General features: G+C 72.8%; 24 protein-coding genes and 2 pseudogenes. 18 read left to right on the top strand and 8 right to left on the bottom strand.

What is annotated here, in order from left to right; all coding sequences use genetic code 11:
• Positions 1 to 158 precede the first annotated feature (158 nt).
• The 4 genes from VT52_RS26095 to VT52_RS26110 all read right to left on the bottom strand — a co-directional run bounded on the left by VT52_RS26095 (position 159) and on the right by VT52_RS26110 (position 4,310).
• A complete protein-coding gene (locus VT52_RS26095) occupies positions 159 to 2,423 on the bottom strand; it encodes a heavy metal translocating P-type ATPase (RefSeq protein WP_046419481.1) in 2,265 nt (754 codons plus the stop codon).
• Positions 2,424 to 2,509: 86 nt separating this feature from the next.
• Positions 2,510 to 2,749, bottom strand: coding sequence for a heavy-metal-associated domain-containing protein (locus tag VT52_RS26100; RefSeq protein WP_046419478.1), 240 nt, complete (start codon positions 2,747 to 2,749; stop codon positions 2,510 to 2,512).
• 89 nt (positions 2,750 to 2,838) lie between these two features.
• Entirely contained in the window at positions 2,839 to 3,792 is a 954-nt protein-coding gene (locus VT52_RS26105; protein WP_046419476.1) for a PrsW family glutamic-type intramembrane protease, read from the bottom strand.
• A 317-nt stretch (positions 3,793 to 4,109) separates the two neighbouring features.
• Entirely contained in the window at positions 4,110 to 4,310 is a 201-nt protein-coding gene (locus VT52_RS26110; protein WP_046419475.1) for a helix-turn-helix transcriptional regulator, read from the bottom strand.
• 353 nt (positions 4,311 to 4,663) lie between these two features.
• Here VT52_RS26110 and iolC point away from each other — a divergent pair, with 353 nt between their 5' ends.
• The 8 genes and pseudogenes from iolC to VT52_RS26150 all read left to right on the top strand — a co-directional run bounded on the left by iolC (position 4,664) and on the right by VT52_RS26150 (position 15,613).
• Entirely contained in the window at positions 4,664 to 5,614 is a 951-nt protein-coding gene (iolC, locus tag VT52_RS26115; RefSeq protein WP_046419472.1) for a 5-dehydro-2-deoxygluconokinase, read from the top strand.
• A gap of 191 nt (positions 5,615 to 5,805) precedes the next feature.
• Positions 5,806 to 5,946: pseudogene (locus VT52_RS37210) on the top strand (Cgl0159 family (beta/alpha)8-fold protein); the annotation flags it as partial.
• A complete protein-coding gene (gene iolB, locus VT52_RS26125; RefSeq protein WP_046419467.1) occupies positions 5,943 to 6,767 on the top strand; it encodes a 5-deoxy-glucuronate isomerase in 825 nt (274 codons plus the stop codon). The pseudogene VT52_RS37210 and the gene iolB, both read left to right, overlap by 4 nt.
• Positions 6,764 to 8,635: a 3D-(3,5/4)-trihydroxycyclohexane-1,2-dione acylhydrolase (decyclizing) gene (gene iolD, locus VT52_RS26130; protein WP_046419466.1), complete on the top strand. Its 1,872-nt coding sequence runs from the start codon at positions 6,764 to 6,766 to the stop codon at positions 8,633 to 8,635. Before iolB ends, iolD begins: the two co-directional genes overlap by 4 nt.
• A gap of 17 nt (positions 8,636 to 8,652) precedes the next feature.
• Complete coding sequence (gene mmsA / locus VT52_RS26135) at positions 8,653 to 10,155, top strand: CoA-acylating methylmalonate-semialdehyde dehydrogenase (RefSeq protein ID WP_046419464.1); 1,503 nt, start codon at positions 8,653 to 8,655, stop codon at positions 10,153 to 10,155.
• Positions 10,156 to 10,553: 398 nt separating this feature from the next.
• A complete protein-coding gene (locus VT52_RS26140; protein WP_046419463.1) occupies positions 10,554 to 11,954 on the top strand; it encodes an APC family permease in 1,401 nt (466 codons plus the stop codon).
• 171 nt (positions 11,955 to 12,125) lie between these two features.
• Entirely contained in the window at positions 12,126 to 14,765 is a 2,640-nt protein-coding gene (locus tag VT52_RS26145) for an alpha/beta fold hydrolase (protein ID WP_046419461.1), read from the top strand.
• Entirely contained in the window at positions 14,762 to 15,613 is an 852-nt protein-coding gene (locus VT52_RS26150) for an ABC transporter permease (RefSeq protein ID WP_046419459.1), read from the top strand. The genes VT52_RS26145 and VT52_RS26150 overlap by 4 nt, the downstream gene beginning before the upstream one ends.
• Positions 15,614 to 15,692: 79 nt before the next feature.
• Here VT52_RS26150 and VT52_RS26155 read toward each other — a convergent pair whose 3' ends face one another.
• Positions 15,693 to 16,100, bottom strand: a complete 408-nt coding sequence (locus VT52_RS26155; RefSeq protein ID WP_046419458.1) for a rodlin — start codon at positions 16,098 to 16,100, stop codon at positions 15,693 to 15,695.
• Positions 16,101 to 16,306: 206 nt separating this feature from the next.
• Complete coding sequence (locus VT52_RS26160; RefSeq protein WP_046428691.1) at positions 16,307 to 16,717, bottom strand: rodlin; 411 nt, start codon at positions 16,715 to 16,717, stop codon at positions 16,307 to 16,309.
• A gap of 247 nt (positions 16,718 to 16,964) precedes the next feature.
• Between VT52_RS26160 and VT52_RS26165 the strand changes: the two genes are divergently transcribed.
• From VT52_RS26165 to VT52_RS26205, 9 genes and pseudogenes are all read left to right on the top strand, one after another.
• Positions 16,965 to 17,375 carry a rodlin gene (locus VT52_RS26165; protein ID WP_046428688.1) on the top strand — a complete coding sequence of 137 codons (411 nt, stop codon included), beginning with the start codon at positions 16,965 to 16,967 and terminating at the stop codon, positions 17,373 to 17,375.
• Between the two features lie 285 nt (positions 17,376 to 17,660).
• Positions 17,661 to 17,888, top strand: a complete 228-nt coding sequence (locus VT52_RS26170) for a chaplin (protein ID WP_046428685.1) — start codon at positions 17,661 to 17,663, stop codon at positions 17,886 to 17,888.
• Between the two features lie 131 nt (positions 17,889 to 18,019).
• Complete coding sequence (locus VT52_RS26175) at positions 18,020 to 18,835, top strand: chaplin (RefSeq protein ID WP_071387662.1); 816 nt, start codon at positions 18,020 to 18,022, stop codon at positions 18,833 to 18,835.
• 216 nt (positions 18,836 to 19,051) lie between these two features.
• Positions 19,052 to 19,291, top strand: a complete 240-nt coding sequence (locus tag VT52_RS26180; RefSeq protein WP_071387663.1) for a chaplin — start codon at positions 19,052 to 19,054, stop codon at positions 19,289 to 19,291.
• Positions 19,292 to 19,517: 226 nt separating this feature from the next.
• Positions 19,518 to 20,471, top strand: a complete 954-nt coding sequence (locus tag VT52_RS26185; protein WP_071387664.1) for a hypothetical protein — start codon at positions 19,518 to 19,520, stop codon at positions 20,469 to 20,471.
• Between the two features lie 126 nt (positions 20,472 to 20,597).
• Positions 20,598 to 20,888, top strand: coding sequence for a hypothetical protein (locus tag VT52_RS26190; RefSeq protein ID WP_046427936.1), 291 nt, complete (start codon positions 20,598 to 20,600; stop codon positions 20,886 to 20,888).
• 156 nt (positions 20,889 to 21,044) lie between these two features.
• Positions 21,045 to 21,536 carry a DUF5949 family protein gene (locus VT52_RS26195; RefSeq protein ID WP_046427938.1) on the top strand — a complete coding sequence of 164 codons (492 nt, stop codon included), beginning with the start codon at positions 21,045 to 21,047 and terminating at the stop codon, positions 21,534 to 21,536.
• Between the two features lie 448 nt (positions 21,537 to 21,984).
• Positions 21,985 to 22,398 (top strand): annotated as a pseudogene (locus VT52_RS26200) (tyrosinase cofactor); the annotation flags it as partial.
• A 142-nt stretch (positions 22,399 to 22,540) separates the two neighbouring features.
• Positions 22,541 to 23,407, top strand: a complete 867-nt coding sequence (locus VT52_RS26205) for a tyrosinase family protein (protein WP_046427940.1) — start codon at positions 22,541 to 22,543, stop codon at positions 23,405 to 23,407.
• Between the two features lie 110 nt (positions 23,408 to 23,517).
• Here the strand turns inward: VT52_RS26205 and VT52_RS26210 are convergent, their stop codons facing one another.
• Together VT52_RS26210 and VT52_RS26215 are read right to left on the bottom strand one after the other, a co-directional pair.
• Positions 23,518 to 23,772 carry a chaplin gene (locus VT52_RS26210; protein WP_046427942.1) on the bottom strand — a complete coding sequence of 85 codons (255 nt, stop codon included), beginning with the start codon at positions 23,770 to 23,772 and terminating at the stop codon, positions 23,518 to 23,520.
• Positions 23,773 to 23,911: 139 nt separating this feature from the next.
• A complete protein-coding gene (locus VT52_RS26215) occupies positions 23,912 to 24,871 on the bottom strand; it encodes a D-2-hydroxyacid dehydrogenase family protein (protein ID WP_046427944.1) in 960 nt (319 codons plus the stop codon).
• A gap of 223 nt (positions 24,872 to 25,094) precedes the next feature.
• Between VT52_RS26215 and VT52_RS26220 the strand changes: the two genes are divergently transcribed.
• Positions 25,095 to 25,325, top strand: coding sequence for a hypothetical protein (locus tag VT52_RS26220; RefSeq protein ID WP_046427947.1), 231 nt, complete (start codon positions 25,095 to 25,097; stop codon positions 25,323 to 25,325).
• The last annotated feature ends 11 nt before the right edge of the window (positions 25,326 to 25,336 follow it).

Genomic DNA, 25,336 nt, shown 5'->3' on the forward strand with positions numbered 1-25,336 from the left:
GTGATCTGCGTCTCTTGCATATGTCCCTTTGATGCGCAAGAGCCCCGATCCATTGATCGGGACTCGAGCGTAAGGAAGATGCGCGAGCCTTGTGAAGAGCTTATGTGAGGCTCGCGTCGGTCTCTAGAGGGACTCCGGTTTCGGCTTGGAGCGGAATCTCACCGGAACCGGCGCAACCGAAGGCTGTTGGTCACCACGAAGACCGAGGAGAACGCCATCGCGGCGCCCGCGATCATGGGGTTCAGCAGCCCGGCGGCGGCCAGCGGCAGCGCGGCCACGTTGTAGCCGAACGCCCAGACCAGGTTGCCCTTGATCGTGGCCAGCGTCCGCCGCGACAGCCGGATCGCGTCGGCGGCCGTACGCAGGTCACCGCGGACCAGCGTCAGATCGCCCGCCTCGATCGCCGCGTCCGTGCCGGTGCCCATCGCGAGGCCGAGGTCGGCGGTGGCGAGGGCGGCCGCGTCGTTGACCCCGTCGCCGACCATGGCCACCGCACGGCCCTCGGCCTGGAGGCGTCGTACGACGTCCACCTTGTCCTCGGGCAGCACTTCCGCGTACACCCGCTCCGCGTCGATACCGACGGCCCTGGCGACCGACTCGGCGACCGTCCGGTTGTCCCCGGTGAGCAGCACCGGCGTCAGCCCGAGGGCGCGCAGCCCGCGGATCGCCTCGGCGCTGGTCCCCTTGATCGCGTCGGCGACCGCGAGGACCCCGCGGGCCCGGCCGTCCCAGCCCGCCAGGACGGCCGTACGGCCCTCCCGCTCGGCCTCCGCGGCCGCGTGGGCCAGGTCCTCGGGAATGTCGTCGTACAGGCGCCCCACGGCCACCTCGCGGCCGTCCACGCGCCCGCGCACGCCCCGCCCGGGAACGTTCTCGAAGTGCTCGACCGCCGGGAGCGCGCCGACGCGCTCCTCGGCGCCGGCCGCGACGGCGCGGGCGACCGGGTGCTCGGAGGAGTGCTCCAGGGCGCCCGCGAGGCGCAGCAGCTCCTTCTCGTCCTCGCCGTCCGCGGCGTACACCGTCTGGAGGGCCATCCGGCCGGTGGTGACGGTGCCGGTCTTGTCCAGGACGACGGTGTCGACGCGGCGCGTCGACTCCAGGACCTCGGGGCCCTTGATCAGGATGCCGAGCTGGGCGCCGCGCCCGGTGCCGACCATCAGCGCGGTCGGTGTGGCGAGGCCCAGTGCGCAGGGGCAGGCGATGATCAGCACGGCGACGGCGGCGGTGAACGCGGACACCGCGTCCCCGGTGACGCCGAGCCAGCCGCCGAAGGTGGCGAGCGCGATCAGGATGACCACGGGCACGAACACCGCGGAGACCCGGTCGGCGAGCCGCTGCACCTCGGCCTTGCCGTTCTGCGCGTCCTCCACCAGCCTGGCCATCCGCGCGAGCTGGGTGTCGGCGCCGACCCGGGTGGCCTCGACGACCAGCCGGCCGCCCGCGTTGACCGTGGCGCCGGTGACCTGGTCGCCGGGGCCGACGTCCACCGGCACCGACTCGCCGGTCAGCATCGCGGCGTCGACCGCCGAGACTCCCTCGACCACGGTGCCGTCGGTGGCGACCTTCTCGCCGGGCCGTACGACGAACCGGTCCCCGACCGCCAGCGCGGAGACCGGCACCCGCACCTCGCGGCCGTCCCGCAGCACCGCGACGTCCTTGGCGCCCAGCTCCAGCAGGGCCCTGAGGGCCGCGCCGGCGCGCCGCTTGGAGCGGGCCTCCAGATAGCGGCCGAGCAGGATCAGCGCGACGACGCCGGAGGCGACCTCCAGATAGATGGTGGAGGCGCCGTCCGTGCGGGAGACGGTGAGGCGGAACTCGTCGTGCATGCCGGGCATCCCGGCGTGGCCGAGGAACAGCGCCCACAGCGACCAGCCGAACGCGGCCAGCGTGCCGACCGAGACCAGGGTGTCCATGGTGGCCGCGCCGTGCCGGGCGTTGGTCCAGGCGGCGCGGTGGAAGGGCGCGCCGCCCCAGACGACGACGGGCGCGGCGAGGGTGAGGGAGAGCCACTGCCAGTTGTCGAACTGGAGGGCCGGGACCATCGCGAGCAGCACGACGGGCAGCGCGAGCAGCGCGGAGACGAGCAGCCGGTGGCGCAGTGCCCCGAGTTCGGGGTCCTGTCCGGCGGATTCCGGGGCCGCGGTCTCGGGCTCGGGCCGCGGCGGGGCGGGTTCCTCGGCGGTGTAACCGGTCTTGACGACGGTGGCGATCAGGTCGGCGACCTCGACGCCCGTGCCGAAGCTGACCTTCGCCTTCTCGGTGGCGAAGTTGACGGTGGCGCTGACGCCGTCCATCCGGTTGAGCTTCTTCTCCACGCGTGCCGCGCAGGAGGCGCAGGTCATCCCGCCGATGAGCAGTTCGACCTCGGACGGCGTGCCGGAGGATATGGCGGTGTCTGCTTGCTCTGCGATGGTGCTGGTCATGTCCGGACTCCAGACATCGGACCGGACCGCACGGAGCCAGTATCAGCTGGTCGGCACGGCCGGTCGGGGCTGTGGAAGGGTGGTGCTCAGGCCTTGCCGGCCAGCTCGAAGCCGGCCTCGTCCACCGCGGCGCGGACGGCCTCGTCGTCCAGCGCGGCCGCGGAGACGACGGTGACCTCGCCGCTCGACGCGACGGCCTTCACCGAGGTGACGCCGGGGAGCTGGGAGATCTCGCCGGAGACGGATCCCTCGCAGTGCCCGCAGCTCATGCCGGTCACCTTGTAGACGGTGGTGACGGGGGCCGGGGTGTCGGTCTGGGCGCTCATTTCGTTCTCCTCGTCGTGGCGCGTGGGGCCGGTGGTGTGCGCCGGTCTGGTGTTCCCGATGGTTTCCCCACTCTCACGAGAGTATACCCCTAGGGGGTATTTCTCCAAGGAGGGTACGAAGGATTGCGGCGAGCGAGTGACAGCGCCCAGGCGAGCCCGGCCAGCGCGACGAGGGCCGGGCCCAGGGTGGAGACCAGGGTCAGCAGATGCTGCTGGGAGGCACTCGGCTGGGGCGGGTACCCGGGCGCGAACAGCCCGGTCTCCACGCCCCGGCCGGTGAGCCGTACGACCAGCCAGGGCGCGAGGCCGCGCGCCGTCTCCGCCAGGGCGTGCAGCAGGGCGACGCCCACGCAGGCGGCGACCACCGGCGGGGCGTACCGGAAGCGCCCGTCGGGGCGGCGCAGCGCCAGCAGCACACCGCCCGCGACCGCGGTCCAGGCGCCCTGGCCGAGGGGCGCGAGCAGCCCGTGCACCAGCTCCGTCTCCAGCTGACCCCAGGGGTCCGGCGCCCACAGCGCCGCGTCGAGGGCGCGCCCGGTGCTCTCCAGCGCCGCGAAGCCGGCGCCGAGGACGGCGCCCAGCACCAGCCCGGCCCGCGTGCCGTGGACGGCGGGCTGCCGGCGCAGTGCGAACGCCAGCGCCCCCAGCTTGGCCGCCTCCTCGGCGAGGGCGGCGGTCAGGTACCGGCCGGGGGAGGGCTGGGGCACGGACGCGGCGGTGAGCGAGGCGCCGAGCACGCCGAGCGTGCCGCCCGCCAGGAAGCAGCCGAGCACCGCGCTGACACCGAGGTCGCGGCCGTGCCGTTCGTACGCCCACAGTACGAGGACCACCGGCGCCAGGAAGGCGCCCAGCAGAACGGGCGCCGTGAGCGCCGCCGTGCTCCGGGTCGCCAGTGCCAGTCCCGCGGCCGGCGCCCACACCGCGAGCCCGCCGGTCAGGCAGCGCCGCCACAGGCCCGCGCCGATGCGCGGGTACGGGGGCGGGGGCTGCTGCGGGTGGGGGATGCGGGCCTTGGGTGTGCCGGGCGGCGGGGGGTGGCTCACGTGGGTCGTCCCGTCGGGCTGGGGCAAGGGCGGGTCACCGGGTGGTGCGCGGGTCGTACCGGAGTGGTGTGCGAGGTGTGCGGCGGGTGATTCCTCCGCACCTTAGGCAGATGTACCGGTTCGTCGCCGTTCCCCTGCGCCGTACGCGTGACGCCGGACGGAGGCGCGCGGTGGCGTGAAAGGGCGAGCCGCCTGAGGGTGGTGCTGTTCGAGGAGCCCGGGGAGCCGGCCGAGGTGCGGGAGCTGCGGGAACTCCCGGGCGGCCACGGCATGGCCGCCCGCACCTGCCCGGCCGGCGGGACCCCGGGGCGGGAGCCTCAGTCGGGGCGGCGGCCCCGGCTGCTCGGCCGGGACGCGACCCAGGCGCGGACGGTGTCGGCGTACCAGTAGGGCTTGCCGCCCTCCACGTGGTCCGGCGACGGCAGCAACCCGTGTTTGCGGTACGACCGCACGGTGTCCGGCTGCACCTTGATGTGCGCCGCGATCTCCTTGTAGGACCAGAGCCGGCGGTCGGTCATGAGCTGCACCTCCCTGCGCGCGCCGCGGCGGCGGCCGGGGACGGCCGTCGGGGGGACCGGGCGCTGCGCTGGCGATCATCAAGCCTGCGCCCGGACAACGACGCACCGTCACCAGCGGTCAGCGCCTGTAGACCGGGTGTGACGCAGCACCCGCGTACGCGCGACATGTGTGACAGAAGAGGGGTATTTGTGACACGACTGACGCAAAGTGAGGCGCGGAGGCACGCATGACCGGCCCCGGCTCCGGGAACCTGCCCGGGACGCTTCCATCGTCCGAATGTCCGGACAAAGCATTGACAGTGTTCCGTGGGCGGGACTAGAAAGCCGGGGGGAGCCGTGACGAAGGGGAGTCGATGGTGTACGACCTGATCACCATGGGCCGGATCGGAGTGGATCTGTATCCGCTCCAGACCGGGGTCCCGCTCGCGCAGGTGACGTCCTTCGGCAAGTTCCTCGGCGGCTCGGCGACCAACGTCGCGGTGGCGGCGGCGCGGATGGGACGGACCACCGCCGTGATCACCCGCACCGGCGACGACCCCTTCGGCGCCTATCTGCACGACGCGTTGCGCGCCCTCGGCGTCGACGACCGCTGGGTCACCTCCGTGCCTGGACTCCCCACCCCCGTCACCTTCTGCGAGATCTTCCCGCCGGACGACTTCCCGCTGTACTTCTACCGGCAGCCCAAGGCCCCCGACCTGGAGATCGAGGCCGGCGAGCTGAACCTCGACGCCATCGCCGCCGCCCGCGTCTTCTGGGTGACCGGTACCGGGCTCAGCGAGGAACCCAGCCGTACGGCCACCCTCGCCGCCCTCGCCCACCGCGACCGGACCGGCACCACCGTCTTCGACCTCGACTGGCGGCCGATGTTCTGGCGCGACCCCGAGGCGGCCCGCCCCTTCTACGCCGAGGCCCTGCGCCACACCACCGTCGCCGTCGGCAATCTGGACGAGGTGGAGATCGCCACCGGGATACGCGAACCCCACGCCGCCGCGCGGGCGTTGCTGGACGCGGGGGTCCGGCTGGCCGTGGTGAAGCAGGGGCCCAAGGGGGTCCTGGCCGTCGGCGCGGACGGCGAGGCGGTCGAAATGCCCCCGCTCCCCGTCACCGTCCTCAACGGCCTCGGCGCCGGCGACGCGTTCGGCGGCTCCCTGTGCCACGGGCTGCTGGCCGGCTGGGACCTGGAGACCACCCTGCGGGGCGCCAACGCGGCCGGCGCCATCGTCGCCTCCCGCCTGGAGTGCTCCACCGCGATGCCCACCCCGGACGAGGTGGCCGCCGTACTCGCCGCCGGAGCCGTGCGATGAGCGCGGGCGGGACCGGTGCCGCGGCCCGCACCGGGGCCCCGGCCCGACCGTCCCCCGGCCCCGTGTCGACGTCGCCGACTTGGTCCGGGTCCGCGCCCGCACTCCCGAGGCCCGGCGCCGACGGGGTCCTCGCCACCGCCGACATCCTGGACGACCTGCTGCTGCCCGGCGCCCCCGCCGGCCGGCACGCGGCGCACGAGAAGTGGCGCGGCGCGCTCCACCTGCCCACCGTGCGCGGCCTGGTGCCCGGCCGTTCACTGCTGTACCCGGCGGACGGCGATGCGGCCGCCGCCGTGGACACCGCCACCGCACTGCTGCGAGAGGCCGAATGACCAGCAAAGATCTGTATCTGCCCCGGGGCACCACCGCGAGTGCCGAATACGTCCTCGACATCGGCCCCGAGCGCGCCGGATGGACGTACGGCGCGCTGCGCGTCGTGGAGTTGTCCCCGGGTGGTAGCCATACGTTCATCACCGGGAACAGCGAGTGGATCGTGCTTCCGCTGGAAGGCGCATGTACCGTTCGAATCGAGGAAAGCGAGTTCCAACTCCTGGGTCGGGACAGCGTGTTCGCGGGGGCCTCCGACTTCGCCTACGCGCCCCGGGACGCCCGGGTCCAGATCGCCTCCGGCGCGGGAGGCCGCTTCGCCCTGGCAGGAGCGAAGTGCGAGCGACGACTCCCCGCCCGCTACGGCCCCGCGCCGGAGGTCCCCGTCGAGCGGCGGGGCAGCGGCACCTGCGCCCGCCAGGTGCGCAACTTCGCCTCCGCCGAGGCCTTCGACTGCGACCGGCTGATCGCCGTCGAGGTCCTCACCCCCGGCGGCAACTGGTCCTCGTACCCGCCGCACAAGCACGACGAGCTGCGGCCGGGTGAGGAATGCGTCCTGGAGGAGATCTACTACTTCGAGATCGAGGGGGCGGGCGGCCTCGGATACCAGCGGGTGTCCCCCTCGCGTCCGGGCGGCGCCGACGTGCTCGCCGAGGTCCGCTCCGGCGACGCCGTCCTCGTCCCCGACGGCTGGCACGGCCCCTCCATCGCCCAGCCGGGGCACGCCATGTACTACCTGAACGTCATGGCCGGGCCCGGCGAGAGCAGGGAGTGGCGGATCCGCTTCCACCCCGACCACACCGGGACCACCGGGGGCTACCGATGACGATCCGGCTCACCGTCGCCCAGGCGCTCGTCCGCTTCCTCGCCGCCCAGCACACCGAACGCGACGGCGAGCGGCGCCGGCTGATCGGCGCCACCTGGGGCATCTTCGGCCACGGGAACGTCGCGGGCATCGGGCAGGCACTGGTCGAGTACGCGGGCGTGATGCCGTACCACCAGGGCCGCAACGAGCAGTCCATGGTGCACGCGGCCGTCGGCTACGCCCGCCAGTCGGGCCGCCTCGCCACGCACGCGGTGACGACCTCGATCGGCCCCGGCGCCACCAACCTCGTCACCGGCGCCGCCCTCGCCACCGTCAACCACCTCCCCGTCCTGCTGCTCCCCGGCGACGTCTTCGCCGCCCGCCCCGCCGACCCGGTCCTCCAGCAGCTGGAGGTGCCGCACGCCGGCGACGTCTCGGTCAACGACACGCTGCGCCCGGTCTCCCGCTACTTCGACCGGATCACCCGCCCCGAACAGCTGATCCCGAGCGCGCTCGCGGCCATGCGGGTGCTCACCGACCCCGTGGAGACCGGCGCGGTCACCCTCGCCCTGCCGCAGGACGTGCAGGCGGAGGCGTACGACTGGCCCGAGGAGTTCTTCGCCGAGCGGGTGTGGACCGTACGCCGGCCGGGCCCGGACCCCGTCGAACTGGCCCGCGCGGTACGGGCCGTCCGGGCCGCCCGCCGCCCCCTCCTGGTGGCGGGCGGCGGGGTCCGCCACAGCCGCGCCGAGGCGGCCCTCGCCGCGTTCGCCGAGGCGACCGGCATCCCCGTCGCCTCCACCCAGGCGGGCAAGGGCGCGCTGCGGTACGACCATCCGCGGGACGTCGGCGGGATCGGGCACACCGGCACCGCGACCGCCGACGAACTGGCGCGCACCGCGGACCTGGTGATCGGTGCCGGCACCCGCTTCACCGACTTCACCACCGCCTCCGGCACCCTCTTCCAGCACCCGGACGTCCGCTTCCTCCACCTCAACATCGCGCCCCACGACGCCCACAAGCTGGCCGCGCTGCCCCTGGTCGCGGACGCCCGTACCGGCCTGGAGGAGCTGGCCGCCGCGGTGGCGCCGTACCGGGCGGACGACGCGTACGTGGACGAGTGCACGGTGGCCAAGGAGCGCTGGGAGCGGCGCGTCGACGCCTGCTTCGCGAGCCCCGACCCCGACGCGCGGCCGACCCAGCCGCAGGTGCTCGGCGCGCTCGACGCCCTGGTGGACGAGTCGGACATCGTGATCAACGCGGCCGGGTCGCTCCCCGGCGATCTGCACAAGCTGTGGCGGGCACGCTCGCGCGACCAGTACCACCTGGAGTACGGCTACTCCTGCATGGGCTACGAGATCCCGGCCGCGCTCGGCGTGAAGCTGGCGGCGCCCGAGCGCGACGTCTGGGCGCTGGTCGGGGACGGCACGTACCTGATGATGCCGACCGAGATCGTGACCGCCGTGCAGGAGGGCATCGCGATCAAGGTGCTGCTGGTGCAGAACCACGGGTACGCCTCCATCGGAGGGCTCTCGGCGGCGGTGGGCGGCGAGCGGTTCGGCACCGCCTACCGGTTCAGGACGGAGGAGGGGGCGTACACGGGTGCTCCGCTGCCCGTCGATCTCGCGGCCAACGCGGCCAGCCTGGGGATGCGGGTACTGCGGGCGGGGAGCGTCGGGGAACTGCGCGCGGCACTCGCCGAGGCGCGGGCGGCCGAGACTCCCACATGTGTCTACGTCGAGACCAAAACGTCCGACACTGTGTCGGGCGCGCCCGAGGCACAGGCCTGGTGGGATGTTCCTGTGGCCGCGAGCGCGACCCGAACCCCCGCGGTCACGGCACGCGAGCAGTACGAACGGCACGTCTCGACCCGACGCCGCCATCTGTGAGTAAGGAGTCTCTGGGCATGACGAAGATCGTCAACCACTGGATCGGCGGGAAGTCCGTCGAAGGCGCGTCGGGCACGTACGGGCCGGTCACCGACCCGGCGACCGGCGCGGTCACCACCAAGGTCGCGTTCGCCTCGGTGGAGGAGGTGGACGCCGCGGTCGCCGCCGCCAAGGACGCGTTCGCGACCTGGGGCCGGTCCTCGCTCGCGCAGCGCACCACCGTCCTCTTCAAGTTCCGGGCGCTGCTGGACGCGCACCGCGACGAGATCGCGGAGCTGATCACCGCCGAGCACGGCAAGGTGCACTCCGACGCGCTCGGCGAGGTCGCCCGCGGCCTGGAGATCGTGGACCTGGCCTGCGGCATCAACGTGCAGCTCAAGGGCGAGCTGTCCACGGAGGTCGCCAGCCGGGTGGACGTGGCCTCGATCCGCCAGCCGCTCGGCGTCGTCGCGGGCATCACGCCGTTCAACTTCCCGGCTATGGTCCCGATGTGGATGTTCCCGATCGCCATCGCGACCGGCAACACCTTCGTGCTCAAGCCGAGCGAGAAGGACCCGTCGGCCGCCGTCCGCATCGCGGAGCTGCTGGCCGAGGCCGGGCTCCCGGACGGCGTGTTCAACGTGGTGCACGGCGACAAGGTGGCCGTGGACCGGCTCCTGGAGCACCCGGACGTGCGGGCCGTCTCCTTCGTCGGCTCCACCCCGATCGCCCGCTACATCCACACCACCGCCTCCGCCAACGGCAAGCGCGTGCAGGCCCTGGGCGGCGCGAAGAACCACATGCTGGTGCTGCCGGACGCCGACCTGGACGCGGCGGCCGACGCGGCCGTCTCGGCGGCCTACGGCTCGGCCGGCGAGCGCTGCATGGCGATCTCGGCGGTCGTCGCGGTCGGCGCCATCGGCGACGAACTGGTGGCGAAGATCCGCGAGCGGGCCGAGAAGATCAAGATCGGTCCGGGCGACGACCCGGCCTCCGAGATGGGCCCGCTGATCACCGCCGCCCACCGTGACAAGGTGGCCTCCTACGTCACCGGCGCGGCCGCCGAGGGCGCCGAGGTGGTCCTGGACGGCACCGGCTACACGGTCGAGGGCTACGAGGACGGTCACTGGATCGGCATCTCGCTGCTGGACAAGGTGCCGACGACGGCCAAGGCGTACAGGGACGAGATCTTCGGCCCGGTGCTGTGCGTGCTGCGCGTGGACACGTACGACGAGGGCGTGGCCCTCATGAACGCCTCGCCGTTCGGCAACGGCACCGCGATCTTCACCCGGGACGGCGGCGCCGCCCGCCGCTTCCAGCTGGAGATCGAGGCCGGCATGGTCGGCGTCAACGTGCCGATCCCGGTGCCGGTGGGCTACCACTCCTTCGGTGGCTGGAAGGACTCGCTCTTCGGCGACCACCACATCTACGGCAACGACGGCACGCACTTCTACACCCGCGGCAAGGTCGTCACCACCCGCTGGCCCGACCCGGCCGACGCCCCCGCCGGCGTGGACCTCGGGTTCCCGCGCAACCACTGAACGTGAGGTAGCGACCCCGTTCTTCCCCCGTCAGGCCGTCCGGATTCCGGACGGCCTGACATTTTTTTGAAACGACGGCTGCGGTTCCCGTTCATGTGGATGAAACGGGTGACGAAGGGGTTACGGGGAGGCAGCCTTGGAAAGCAAGGTCAGATCGCGTACAGGCTTGATGGATGCACCTATGTGGTCTTGTTGCCTGCGAATCTGATCCAACGCGATGCGTGTCGCAGGTGCGGATTCCGAAGGCAAACGCCCATTGACGTGGTGGTTTTCGTCGGGGTTCCCTATGGGCGCCGGGAGCGGACGAAGACGACCGTACGACGACGATCCGCCGGAGGCGATAGCGCTCCCGAACCCCCCACCCTCACGCACGACACGAGTCGATCGGATTCCGCCGTATGACCGACACGCTCCGCCCAGTCGCGACGAGCCTCCCGGAGGCCACGGACAGCCCTCAGAAGCTCAAGCGCTCGATCGGCGTGGTCGGCGGCACCCTCCTCACCCTCTCCTGCGTCACACCGGCCTCCACGCTCTTCGTGATCGTGCCGGACCTGTTCTCCAGCCTGGGCACGGCGACCGCGCTCTGCCTCGCCATCGGCGCGCTGCTCTGCATCCCGGTCGCCTTCTGCTACTCGGAGCTGGGCACCCTGATCCCCAGCGCGGGCGGCGAGTACGCCATGGTCTCCACCCTGGCGGGCCGGCTGTCCGGCTGGCTGGCCTTCGTCATGTCGCTGCTCGTCGTGATGATCGTCCCCCCGGTCATCGCGATGGGCACCGCCGACTACCTCGCCCCGGTCGTCCACCTCGACCCGTCCTGGACAGGCGCCGGCGTGATGATCGCGGCCACCCTCGCGGGCCTGCTCGACCTGCGCGCCAACGCCTGGATCACCGGCATCTTCCTGGTCCTGGAGGTCATCGCGGCCGGCGTCGTCGCCGTCCTCGGCTTCGCCCACTCCCACCGCGGCCTGGGCTCCCTCACCTCCTTCCAGATCGCCGGCGAGCACGCCCACGTCAACCCGGTGACGGCCATGATGGTCCTCTCGGGGCTCGCCATCGCGCTCTTCGCCACCCAGGGCTTCTCCACCGCCGTCTACCTCTCCGAGGAACTGGAGAACCCGCGCCGCAACGTCGCCCGCACCGTCCTCGCGACGCTGGCCATCTCCAGCGTGGTCATCCTGGTGCCGGTCGCCGCGATCACCCTGGGCGCCGGCGACCTGACCTCCCTGACCGCCGGCAACATCTCCACCATGGTCATCGCCTGGAGCAACTCGGCCGTCGGCACCTTCGTCAGCCTCTGCGTCGCCCTCGCGATCATCAACGCGGGCATCGTGATGGTCATCCAGAACTCCCGCGTCCTGTTCGCCTCCGCCCGCGACAAGGCCTGGCCCTCGCCGGTCAACAACGCCCTGTCCAAGCTCGGCCGCTTCGGCTCCCCCTGGGTCGCCACCCTGGTGGTGGGCGTCCCCGGCGCGTTCCTCTGCTTCGTCGACCTGGACACCCTCTACGGCGTGACCGGCGTCGCCGTCACCGCCCTCTACCTGCTGGTCGCCGTCGCCGCCCTGCTCGCCCGCCGCGGCCACCACGGCACCCGCAAGGCCTGGCGGATGCCGCTGTGGCCCGCCATGCCGGTCCTGCTGATCGCCTTCCTGGTCTACATCCTGGTCGAGCAGGAGGTCTCGTACCTGATCTGGACCGGCGGCATCACCGCCGCCGCCACCCTCTACTGGGCCCTCTACCTCCGCCCGCGCCGGCACACCCGCTGGCTGGTGTCCATCCCCGAGGACGCACAGGAGATCTGAGCCCTCCGCGGCGCGCGCGGCCCCCGGTACCCCCCTCACCTCCGGTACCGGGGGCCGCGCCGTGCTACCGCGGATGAAGTACGGGAACGCCGGCCCTACTCCCCAGGGAGGGGCCCCGGTTCAGCCCCGGGGGGTCCGGCGGATGTCAGTGGCGGCCCGTACCGTTGAGGCATGGATCTTCGTGTGGCCCGGCTGCGGGGGCTGCTCAAGGGACCCCGGCGGCTGGTGGCCGCCGCGGCCGCCGTCGTGCTGCTCGCGGGCGCCGGCACCTGGACGGCCGCCGCCTCGGGCGGACCCGAACCCGTGCACCGCGCCGACCGGATGATGGCCATGCCGGGCGGCGTGCGCCTGGACACCTCGTACTTCACCGCGGGCCCCGCCGGCCGCCGGCCCGCCGTCCTGCTCGCGCACGGCTTCGGCGGCAGCAAGGACGACATGCGCGGGCAGGCCGAGGACCTCGCCCGCGACGGATACGCGGTCCTGACCTGGTCCGCGCGCGGCTTCGGCAGATCCACCGGAAAGATCGGACTGAACGACCCGAAGACCGAGGTCGCCGACGTCTCCCGGCTCATCGACTGGCTCGCGAAGCAGCCGCAGGTACGGCTCGACAAGCCCGGCGACCCCCGCGTGGGCGTGGCCGGCGGTTCGTACGGCGGCGCCGTCTCGCTGCTCGCCGCGGGCCACGACCGGCGGGTGGACGCCATCGCACCGGCCCTGACCTACTGGAACCTCGCCGACTCCCTGTTCCCGAACGGCGTCTACAAGAAGCTGTGGGCCGGGGTCTTCTTCGGCGAGGGCGGCGGCTGTGCCCGCTTCGAACCCGCCCTGTGCCGGATGTACGAACGGGTCGCCACCTCCGGCACCCCGGACGCGGCCGCCCGCGCCCTGCTCCAGGAGCGCTCGCCGTCCGCCGTCGGCTCCCGCATCAAGGTGCCCACCCTGCTGGTGCAGGGCCAGACCGACTCGCTCTTCCCGCTCGGCCAGGCCGACGCGGCCGAGCACGCCATCAGGGCGGCCGGTGCCCTCGTCGACGTCGACTGGATCGCGGGCGGACACGACGGCGGCGACCTGGAGACCGGGCGCGTCCAGAACCGGGTGCGCGCCTGGTTCGACCGGTACCTGAAGGGCGACCGGGGCACCGACACCGGCCCCGCCTTCCGGATCACCCGCACCGGCGGCGTCGACTCCACGGACGGCACCGCCCAGCTCCGCGGAGCGAGCGCGAACGCCTACCCGGGCCTGCGCGCCGACCGGCACGGGATCGCCCTGTCCGGCCCCGCGCAGCGCATCGCCAACCCGGCCGGCGCGAGCCCGCCCGCCGTCTCCGCGCTGCCCGGCCTGGGCGGTCTCGGCCGGCTGTCCGCGCTGGGCCTCGGCACCGCCCTCGACTTCCCCGGCCAGTACGCCCACTTCGACTCCGCGCCGCTCACCCGCACCCTCCGGATCACGGGCACTCCGACCGCCCGCGTCCACATCACCTCCACCGGCGGCGACGCCGTGCTGTTCGGCAAGGTCTACGACGTCGGCCCCGGCGGACACCAGGTGCTGCCCTCCCAGCTCGTCACCCCCTTCCGGGTGACCGGCGCCAGGAGCGGCAAGGACGTCACGGTCACCCTCCCGGCCATCGACCACGAGGTGCAGAAGGGCCACCGGCTCCGCCTGGTCCTCGCCACCACCGACCTCGGCTACGCCTCACCGGCCGCCCCGGCCACGTACACCGTCGCCCTCAGGAGCACGCTGAGCGTCCCGACCGCGCCCGCCGTGCGCACCGCCGCGGCCCCGCTGCCCTCCTGGGTGTGGTGGCTGCCGCTCGCCGGCGCGGGGGCGGCCGCCGCCCTGCTGCTGACCGCCCGCCGCCGTACGGCCGCCCCCGCGCCCGATCCCGCGCTGACCGAGGTCCCGCTGGTCATCGAGCGGCTGAGCAAGCGGTACGCGGGATCAGCCGACCGGTACGCGGTGCGCGAGCTGTCCTTCCGCGTCGAGCGGGGCCAGGTGCTCGGGCTGCTCGGCCCCAACGGCGCGGGCAAGACCACCACCCTGCGCATGCTGATGGGCCTGATCACCCCGGACGACGGCGGGATCCGCGTCTTCGGACACGCGATCCGCCCCGGCGCCCCGGTGCTCTCCCGGGTCGGCGCCTTCGTGGAGGGCGCGGGTTTCCTGCCGCACCTGTCCGGGCGGGAGAACCTGGAGCTGTACTGGCGGGCCACCGGCCGTCCCGCCGAGGACGCCCATCTGGACGAGGCCCTGGAGATCGCCGGCCTCGGCGACGCGCTGGCCCGTGCGGTGCGCACCTACTCCCAGGGCATGCGCCAGCGCCTGGCCATCGCCCAGGCCATGCTCGGCCTCCCCGATCTGCTCATCCTGGACGAGCCCACCAACGGGCTCGACCCGCCCCAGATACGCGAGATGCGCGAGGTGATGATCCGCTACGCGGCCGCCGGGCGCACCGTGATCGTCTCCAGCCACCTCCTCTCCGAGGTCGAGCAGTCCTGCACCCACCTCGTGGTGATGGACCGCGGCCGGCTGGTCCAGGCCGGACCCGTGCGGGACATCGTCGGCTCCGGGGACACCCTGCTCGTCGGCACCGCGGGCCGGGTGGCGGACCCCGTGGTGGAGAAGGTGGCCGCCCTGCCCGGCGTCGCCTCCGCCGTGCGCACCGACGACGGGCTGCTGATCCGCCTGGAGGCGGGCGGCACCGCCGAGCGGCTGGTCGCGGAGCTGGTGCGGCTCTCGGTGCCGGTCGCCTCGGTCGGCCCGCACCGCCGCCTGGAGGACGCGTTCCTCACCCTGATCGGAGGTTCCGCATGAGCACGCTCACCGAGGTGGCCTCCGGCTACCGCACCCGGGGCACCCTGCCCCCGCGCGTGGAGCTGGTCCGCCAGCTGGGGCGGCGCCGCACCCTGGTCATGGGCGGGCTCCTCGCCGTACTGCCGTTCGTGCTGGTGATCGCCTTCGCCGTCGGCCACCCGTCGGGGCGCGACGGCCAGGTCACCCTGATGGACACGGCCACCGCGTCCGGGGCCAACTTCGCCGCGGTGAACCTGTTCGTCTCGGCCGGCTTCCTGCTGGTCGTGCCGGTCGCCCTGTTCTGCGGGGACACCGTGGCCGCCGAGGCCGACTGGTCCTCGCTGCGCTATCTGCTCGCCGCGCCCGTGCCCAGGGCCCGGCTGCTGTGGTCCAAGCTGGTCGTGGCGCTCGGGATGAGCCTCGCCGCGATGGTGCTGCTGCCGGCCGTCGCCCTCGCCGTCGGCACCGCCGCCTACGGCTGGGGACCGCTCCGGATACCCACCGGCGGCGAACTGGACCCCGGCACGGCCGTCCAGCGGCTCGTGGTGGCGGTGGCGTACATCTTCGTGTCCCAGCTGGTCACCGCCGGACTCGCGTTCTGGCTGTCGACGAAGACGGACGCCCCGCTCGGCGCGGTCGGCGGCGCGGTCGGGCTGACCATCGTCGGCAATGTCCTGGACGCCGTCACCGCGCTGGGCCACTGGCGCGACTTCCTGCCCGCGCACTGGCAGTTCGCCTGGGCCGACGCCCTCCAGCCGCACGCCGAGTGGTCCGGGATGATCCAGGGCGCCGCCCTCTCGGTGACCTGCGCGCTCGTACTGTTCGCGCTGGCCTTCCGGGGGTTCGCCCGCAAGGACATCGTCTCCTAGGTGCCGGCAGGTCCCGCACACGGCGAAACGGCGGGCCACCGGGGGAGCCGGTGACCCGCCGTCGCGGGAATGCGTCCGATCAGCTGCCGACGGCGCCGTTGCCCGACAGGGCGGAGATGTCGTCCAGGAGGTGCGAGAGCGGCTCGTCGCCCTTCGCCTGCGTCGAGTTCTCCGTGCACTGCTGGGTCTGCGGCGAGGACAGGACCGGGATGTCCTGGACGCCGACGTTGACCAGGGCGACCAGCGACTGGGCGTCGAGCTTCGCCGGCAGGCCGACGCAGGGCTTGTTGAGCGAACCCTCGACGAGCGAGAGCTGCGGGCTCATGCTGCCGGAGGTGGCCGAGTTGCCGAAGGCCGACGTGGCGCCGTTGCCGCTGAGCGACGTGGTGCCGTGGTCGTTGCCGATGGCGAGGGCCTGGGGAGCCGCCGCACCGGCCAGACCGGCGACGGAGGCGGCGACGGCCGCGGTTGCCCACAGCTTCTTCATGTTCGTTCCCTTCGAAAGGCGGACTCCGGGGAGGAGCTGCGTGACCGTCAACTGCCCGAATGGGGCCCTGGTTGCGGCTTTTGCCCCGTTTGGAGCAGTGTGGTCGGATAAATGGATGAACGTCCCCCGTCGAGCCGGCACCGGAACGGCGAAACGGCGGGCCACCGGGGGAGCCGGTGACCCGCCGTTCGCGGGGACGCGTCCGATCAGCTGCCGGTGGCGCCGTTGCCCGACAGGGCGGAGATGTCGTCCAGGATGTGCGACAGGGCCTCGTCGCCCTTCGCCTGCGTCGAGTTCTCCGTGCACTGCTGGGTCTGCGGCGAGGACAGGATCGGGATGTCCTGGACGCCGACGTTGACCAGGCCCACCAGCGACTGGAGGTCCGCCTTCGCCGGCAGACCGATGCAGGGCTTGTTGAACGAGCCCTGGATGAGCGCCATCTGCGGGCTCATGTTGCCGTAGGTGGCCGAGTTGCCGTACGTCTGCGCGGCGCCGTTGCCGCTGTAGGACGTCGTGCCGGTGTCGTTGCCGATGGCCAGGGCCGGCGCCGCGGCGGCTGCGGAGGCACCGACGACGGAAGCGGCGACCGCGGCGGTGGCCATAACCTTCTTGATCACTTGCTGTTCCCTTCTGAAGACACCCCGTCCACCGGAGCGATCTGGTTCAACGGCTCCGCACGCCCACGAGTTGCCCTCGTTCACTCCAATGGCTCATATGGCGCCGGGGGCGGCGATCAGCCGGCGAATGTCGCCGAATACCGCCGGACGATCCGATCGGGTGATGCACCGCAACCAAACGGCGGCGACCCGGTTGATGCCAGGGCAGGAACGTGCGTCTTGGCGAAAGCCAGGAAAGGAATGCGAAATGCTGAAGAAGGCAATGGCCGCGGCGGCGGTCGCCGCGTCATTCATCGGTGTGTCTGCGGCGGCGGCCCCTCAGGCGCTTGCCATCGGCAACGACACGGGCACCACCTCGGCCAGCGGTGTCGGTGCCAGTGAGGCGTTCGGGAACGCCGTGACCAGCGGCGACCTGAGCCCGCAGGCCACGCTGGTGGGCGGCTCGCTCAACGACCTGTGCGTCGGCCTGCCCGCGAAGGCGGACGTCCAGTCGGTCCTCGCCGCCCTGAATGTCGGCGTCCAGGAAATCCCCGTGCTGTCCTCGCCGCAGACCCAGCAGTGCGCCGAGAATTCGACGCAGGCCAAGGACGACGAGCCGCTCTCGCACATCGCGGACGACATCTCCGTGCTGGCGGGCAACGGCGCCGTCGGCAGCTGAAAGGGCCCCACCCCCGAGTGCCGTCCGGGCGCCGCGCCGAATTCTCGGTGCGGCGCCCGGACGGTTTTGTCGTTCTTCCCGAATAAGCGTCTATCTGTTGATCGTCCAAGGTGTCAATTCTATGGGGGCGTTCGAGTGAATTAGGGGGCTGGGCGCGTTCGAGGGTTTCTCCGGCCGTCTATCCCTCGTTTTACAACCTGCCGGTCATGGTGCGAGCCGTTCAAGGCTGTGCTCGCTCGGTTTCGGCCGCTCATAGGGGCATGACCGTCAGAGAAGGGAAAATCCATGAAGAAGAGCGCTGCCGTCGTCGCCGGTGCCCTCCTGGCGCTGGGCGGGGCCGCCCCCGCCTTCGCCGACTCCGGGGCCGATGCCCTCGCCGCGAACTCCCCGGGCATGCTCTCCGGCAACGTGATCGAGATGCCTGTGCACGTCCCGGTCAACCTGTGCGGCGACTCCGTGGACGTCATCGGTCTGCTGAACCCCGGGTTCGGCAACACCTGCGCCAACGGCTGACGTCCGGTACCCACCGCACGCCAGCCGGCCGGCTGCTTCCAGGCCGGCCCCGGACCGACGATCCACAGATCCTTTGGCCCGGGGCCGGCCTTTCCGTATCTCCGAGCAGTTCGAGTAGGAAGACTACGAGATTGCGACAGACCCTCAGCAAGGGCATGGTCGTGGCCGCAGCTGCCGCGACCGGCGTGCTTTCGTTGTACGGCACGGCCGCGCTCGCCGACTCCAACGCCCAGTCCGTGACCCAGGGCTCACCGGGCATGCTGTCCGGCAACAGCATCCAGGTCCCGGTGCATGTGCCGGTCAACGTCTGCGGCGACTCCGTGGACGTCATCGGTCTGCTGAACCCCGCGTTCGGCAACACCTGTGTCAATGGCGGCCACCCGGTCGCCCCGCGCCCCACCGATCCCCGCGACGACGATCCGCCGCCGCCGGCCTACGGTCATGACGATCCGACGCCCACGCCTGTGTCGTACGGTCATGACGACCCGACGCCCACGCCTGTGTCGTACGGTCATGACGACCCGACGCCCACGCCTGTGTCGTACGGCCATGACGACCCGACACCCACGCCTGTGTCGTACGGCCATGACGACCCGACCCCGCCGGCCTACGGCCATGACGACCCCACGCCGCCGCCGTCCTACGGCCGCCCCGATCCGAAGCCGACCCCCACGTCGTACGGCAGCGACGACCCCACCCCGACCTCCTACGGGAGCGACGATCCCACGCCGCCGTCCTCCTACGGCAGCGACGACCCGACCCCGCCCGGTTCGTACGGAAATGACGAGCCCACCCCGCCCGGTTCGTACGGCAACGACGAGCCGCCGACCCTGCCGCACACCGGTGGCAACGCCAAGGCCATGATCGCGACGTCGGCCGCCAGCGCCGCGCTGATCATGGCGGGTGTGGTGCTGTACCGTCGCGGCCGGACAGCCGTCCGTCGGTGAGCTGCCGGGTGCCGGACCCCGAGCGTCCGGCACCCGCCGCCCAGGACCCCCGCACACACCCGTGCGGGGGTCTTCGGCGAGGGCGGCCAAGTCCCGTCCGGGCGGCACCCGTCGCACATCACTCCTTTGGCCGCACAACCCGGGGGCGCGCGACGCGTTGACACAACGCCGGGCATCCGCCCGGATGTTTGTGTCTATTACAAGGAGCACCTCTCCATGTCGCGTATCGCGAAGGGTCTGGTCCTGACCTCCGCCGCCGTCGCGGCCGTCGCCGGCGCCGCCGGTGTCGCCGCCGCCGACTCCGGCGCGAACGGCGCCGCCGCCAACTCGCCCGGTTTCGTCTCGGGCAATGTCGTCGAGGTCCCGGTCCACGTCCCGGTCAACGTCTGCGGCGACTCCGTGGACGTCATCGGTCTGCTGAACCCGGCGTTCGGCAACACCTGCGCCAACGGCTGACGTCCGGGGCGCACACCCCTTCGACCGGCCGTCCACCCCCGCGCATCCGTCGCGGTGGCGGGCGGCCGGTTTTCCTGTGTGTCCCCGCGCGCTCCCGGGCGCCGATCCCCCGTACGGGGCAGCGGTGGGCCCGGACGGGGCATGCGGCACGGTGAGCGGTTGCGGGGGCGGGAGGGGCGAACTGACGGTGGGCTGAGACCTCGAAGCCCAGCCGAAAGGAACGTCCATGCGTGCTCTGCCCGCACGGCGCCTCGCCTCCACCGCCCTGAGCGCCGCCGTCATCGCCGCGATCACCGGCCCGGTCGCCGTCGCCGTCGACACGGCACGGGGCCAGGCGGACGCCCCCGCCTCCCAGTCCGCCCTGCCCGGCGCCACGAAACTCCTCGCCCAGGTCAGAGCGTTGGATCACGCGGGCGCCCTGCCCAAGCCGGTCGTCGAACTGCTCGACCGCTCGCTGACGGAGGGCCGGCTGCCCGCGGCGGAGGCCGAGCGCCTCGGCGACGCGGCGAAGCAGGCCGTCGCACGCGCGGCTGCGGAAGGGACGCTCGGCGTCGCCAAGGCTCCGGGGGAGCCGACGACCCCCGCCGTCGTGGTGGCCGCGGCGGAGCCCACGACACCTGCCGCGCCGGCGGTGCCCGCCGATCCGACGGTCTCCGGGGAGCAGACGGCGCCCGCGGATCCGACGGTCGCCGGTGAGCAGACGACGCCCGCCGCTCCGACCGCTCCCACGGCGGCGGCGACACCCGCCGTGCCCGCCGATCCGGCCCAGGCGGCGACCCCCGAGGCCGCCGCGAGCGCGGCCGCCCCCGCCACTCCCGCCACCCCCTCGGCCCCCGCTCCCGTCCCCTCGGGGTCCGAGTCCCAGTCGGCGCTGCCCAAGCCGGCCGCGTCGCCCGCCGTACCGCTCAGCCCGGCCCCGCGGGGGGTGGTCCGCGGCGTGCCCGTCGCCCATGACCTCCTCGGCGATGTGCTGGCCGCGGTGGATGCCCTGGTGAATGCGGTCGTCTCCGACGTCGACCAGGTGGTCGCCGCCGCCAACGCCCTGGTCGCCCAGTTGCTCGCCGCCCTCCCCGGCACCGGCCTGCCGACCCCGACCCCCACCGCCACCCCGACCCCCACCCCGACGACGCTCCCGAGCGTGCCCGCCTTGCCGAGCACACCGGTGCCCACGGCCGGCTGACCTCCTGGCCCGGCCGCGAACCCGGTCCCGCCGCGGCTGAGACATGTTCATATGTCTTGTCGACCATGGGGTTTCCGCCCCGGCGCGGTGCTCGTTGGACACGTCGTTGCCGAAGAAAGGAACACGATGAAGTCCCTGAAGGCTGCCGCCGTCCTGGCCGGTTCCGTTGCCCTCGCCGGCGTCGCCGCGCCCGCGTTCGCCTACAACGCCACCGACCTGACGCCCTCCAGCCTCAACGGCGCCGTCGACCAGCTCGCCAAGGGTGACTTCACCCTGCGGGACGTGATGCCGCTCCAGCATCAGTCGAACGCCCTCGACACCGAGGACAAGGACTCCGTGCTGCACACGGTCAAGGGCGCCACCACCGCGCTGAACCAGCACAACCCGCTGCTCGGCGGCCTGCCCCTGAAGGGCTGACACCTCCTGCGCGACCGGGGCCGGTACCGCATTTGCGGTGCCGGCCCCGCCCCTTTCGGGACCGTTTCCCTCGTTCGTGTGGAGCCCCCCGGTCCACTGGTCCGGACGGGTGAGAAGCCGCCGAGCCGCCCCCGGGCGCGTCGGTATGGTCGCGCGGTGACCTCAACCCCCACGGAACTGCGCCCCGCCGACCTCGGCACGCTGGTCGTGCTGCCCTGGAGCGGCGCGGCCCCCGACGGCACCGACATGCCCTACCTGCTGGCCTACTCCCTGGGGGACGCCGCGGGCGGCCCCCAGGCCACCGCGGCCGCGGTCGAGCAGCTGCTGGTGAGCAACGGACTGCCGGTCGGCGGTGACATGGTCGACGGCACCCACCGGCCCAGCCTCCCCATCACCCTGCTGGTGGAGGCCGGCCAGGCCGTCGTACGGATGCCGCGGCTGATCGCCCAGGCCCCCGCGCCGCCGCAGTGGCTCGCCGCCGTCCGCGCCCGCGGCTTCGCCTACCTGGTCTTCACCACCCGCGCCTGGCCCGAGGGCGCGCCCGGCAGGATCGTGCAGCCGGCCGAGCTGGCCGCGTTCGCCGGCGCCCCGGAGACCCTGCACGCCGCCGCGCACGTCGTGCTGCCGGCCACCAGTCTGCGTGGCTGAGGGCGTGGACGAGGGCCGGGGCCCCGGCATACGGCGGCACGGACGAGGGACCGTACGAGCGTGACCGGCCGGCGGGCGAAGAGCGCGGCCGGCCTTCACGAAAGACGAGCCCGCCGACGATTACGGCGGCCGGGGGAATCGGACGCCGCCCGCGTGCTCCGTCCCGGCAACACCGGTTACGCGGTACGGTCGCCGAACTCTCGCATCCGGAAGGGGCAGTAAGCGAGATGGAGCCGACCCCCTGAGGAACCCTCGCCGTCGTGCTGGCCGGTGCCGCGGCCGGCGTGAGCGCGACCGCCCCTGCCGCCGCGGCCGACGACCTGGGCCCGGGCCCGGTCCGGTAACCCCCAGGGCTCCCTCATCAGCGCCGTTCGGCCGTACGCCGGTGACCCGGCCTCTCCCGGTCCGTTAGCGGGTACGACATCTGTTCCCGGACGAGGAGAGTGCGATGGTCGACGGCGACGGCGCGACTGCGGCGGGCGCGACAGAGCAGGTCAGAGCGAGTACGACGGCCGGTCCCGGACGCCGGCGGGTGACGCGGGGGCTGCTGTCCTGCGTCGCCGCCCTCGCCCTCGCGCCGGTCGTCGCCGCCTCCCGGCCGGTGCCCCCGGCCGCCGGCGGTGACTCCTTCGACGAGACGTACCGGGGGCGGCACATCCAGGGCGTACGACTGCCGGCCGCCGGACGCAGCACGTCCGACGACGCCTGGCGGATCACCGTCGACGGCCGCCCGCTGCACCTGATGCGGAGGGCCGACGGCACCTGGCTGAGCATGGTCGACCACTACACGTCGTACCGCACGCCCCTGGAGGCGGCGCGGGCCGCGGTGGACGAACTCGGCCCCGGCCAGCGGCTGTGCGATCTGGCCCCGGGCCTGTTGGACCACACCCTGCCCGACGGCGCCAAGGACATGATGGGCCGCATGGGCACGACCGTGGACATGGACGGCATGGACATGGGCGGTGTGGGCGCGGGCGGCACGGGCATGAGGGTGGGGGGCCGGCATGGCGTACGTTCGTAAGAACGTCGGCGGCCTCACCGCGAACGAGCGGAAGCGGTTCGTGGACGCCCTGCTGGAGGTCAAGAGGCGCGGTGAGTACGACGAGTTCGTGCGCACCCACATCGCGTACTTCGCCGCCGACGGCGAGACCCATCTTCGCGCCGCCCACATGGCACCGTCCTTCCTGCCCTGGCACCGCCGGTTCCTGCTGGACCTGGAGAGCGCGCTGCGTCGCGTCGATCCCTCGGTGACCCTGCCGTACTGGGACTGGACCCGCGACCGCACGACGACCTCGACGCCCTGGACCAAGGACCTGCTCGGCGGCAACGGCCGGCGCTCCGACCAGCAGGTGGTGAACGGGCCGTTCGCCTATGCGACGGGCGGCTGGACCATCAAGGTGGGTGTCACCGACGGCCGTTACCTCACCCGCGACCTCGGCCGCGCCGCCTCACCCCTCCAACTGCCCACGAAGGACGACGTGAACTGGGCGCTGAACGACCCGGTCTACGACGTACGGCCCTGGGACTCGACCGTCACCCAGGGGTTCCGGAACAAGCTGGAGGGCTGGGGCACCGGCAGCGGCAGCGCCTCCTGGCACAACCACAACCGGGTGCACCGCTGGGTCGGCGGGGCGATGCTCGGCGCCGCGTCCGTCAACGACCCGGTGTTCTGGCTCCATCACGCCTACCTCGACATGCAGTGGGAACGCTGGCAGCGGGCGCACAGCAGTCACCGCTATCTGCCGGCCGACCCACCCGGCGCCGACGACCCGCAGCACGGCCGGGTCGTCGCCCGCCACGACAAGCTGCCGCCGTGGAACGACACCCCGGATCAGCTGGAGGACATGAGCGGGATCTACCGGTACGAGTGAGTCCGCACCGGTGGGTCCGTGCCGGTGACACGCGAAGAGCCCCGGCGCTCGGAGTGCCGGGGCTCTTCGCGGCGTGCGACGGGGCCTCGGCCGCCGCAGGCGTTGCCGCTCTACACGAGGGTGCCGCCCTGGTTGACGCAGCCGTTGCCGAAGGCCGGGTTCAGCAGACCGATGACGTCGACGGAGTCGCCGCACACGTTCACCGGGATGTTGACCGGGACCTGGACCACGTCGCCGGACAGCATGCCGGGCGAATCGGCGCCCGTGCCCTGGGCGCACGCGTCGGCCAGAGCCAGCCCGGCTCCGCCGATCACCACGGCGCCGGTACCGAGGGCCACGGCGGCCGCCTTCGCGATGCGAGACATCACGTTCCTCCTGTTGCTCGGGACACGCGACGGCTGGTCTCGCCGTCGCACTCCACCTTCAACGTGGCCCTCCGGCAGGGGTCACGGTGATCAGCGGGAGATCACCCTTTCAACGGAGACGTTTCCGATACCTGAGGTTTCACGGCAATTGTCGTACCGGAGATTTCGCCAGATAGGCCTGGATGTCCTCCACGGCCTGGGTGAAGTACGTCCGGTAGTTGGCCGCGGAGACATAGCCGAGGTGCGGGGTGGCGAGCAGCCGGGGGGCGGTGCGCATCGGATGGCCGGCGGGCAGCGGCTCGATGTCGAAGACGTCGATGCCGGCGCCCGCGATCCGGCCCTCGTGCAGCGCGGCGAGCAGGGCGTCCTGGTCCACCACCGAGGCCCGGGAGGTGTTGACCAGGTAGGCGGTCGGCTTCAGGAGGGCGAGTTCGGCGGCGCCGATCAGCCCCCGGGTGCGGTCGCCGCCGGGCACGTGCACGGAGACGAAGTCGCTGTCCGCCAGCAACTCCTCCTTGGAGGCGGCAAGTTCGGCCCCGGCCGCCGCGGCGCGCTCCTCGGTCAGTCGTGGGCTCCACGCGGCGACGCGCATGCCGAAGGCGAGCCCGACCCGCGCGACGCTGCCGCCGATCCGGCCGAGCCCGAGCACACCGAGACGGGCGCCGTGCAGATCGGCGCCGACCGTGGACTGCCAGGGCCCGCCGGTGCGCAGCGCGGTGTTCTCCTGGACGATCCCCCGGGCGAGCCCGAGCAGCAGCGCCCAGGTCAGTTCCACCGGGGGAGTCCCGGAACTCTGCGTCCCGCACACTGTGACGCCGTGTGCCTCGGCCGCCGCGTAGTCGATCACGGTGTTGCGCATCCCGGTCGCCACGATCAGCCGCAGCCGGGGCAGCCGGGCGAGCAGCGATCCCGGGAAGCCGACGCGTTCGCGCAGGGTGACGACGATGTCGTACTCGGCGAGCGCCGCGGCGAGCGCGTCCTCGTCGGCCAGGTGCTCACGCAGCGACACGACCTCCACCGCGTCCCCGAGCACCGACCAGTCGGCCGACTCGGTGGCCACGCCCTGGAAGTCGTCCAGCACCGCACAACGAAGTCCCACGCCGTTCTCCCCTCGCGATCCGAGCACTCCGAGCGATCCGAGCACTCCGAGCGATCCGAGCACTCCGAGCGTCTCGAAGTATGTCGGACGGTGAGGTGGGTTACGCGGGGGCGGGTGCCAACTCCCCCTGGCCGACGCGCGGATCGGCGGGACCGCGAGCTCGCACCCACCGCGTACTCGATATCGTGGTGGGCCGAAGAGGGGGAGAGGGGGAGGAGTCCGGATGGACGGAACCGGGAACGACGAGGGGCGCCGGGCTCGACGAGCCCGGGTCGTCCGCCGCGCGCAATTCGCCCTGCTGGTCGTGGTCGTCCTCCTGGCCGGCGCTCGTGTGTGGGAGCGAGAGCACGGAGACGGCTCCGACTCGATCGTGTTCGGCCTGATGGCAGGATCGGCGCTCTCGATCGGGGTCGTCGAGCGCTACCGGAGGAGCCTGACCAGGGGATCGCGATGACCGGCCAGTGA

The sequence above is a fragment of the Streptomyces malaysiense genome (genome assembly GCF_000980885.2).
In the GTDB taxonomy this organism is placed as follows: domain Bacteria; phylum Actinomycetota; class Actinomycetes; order Streptomycetales; family Streptomycetaceae; genus Streptomyces; species Streptomyces malaysiense.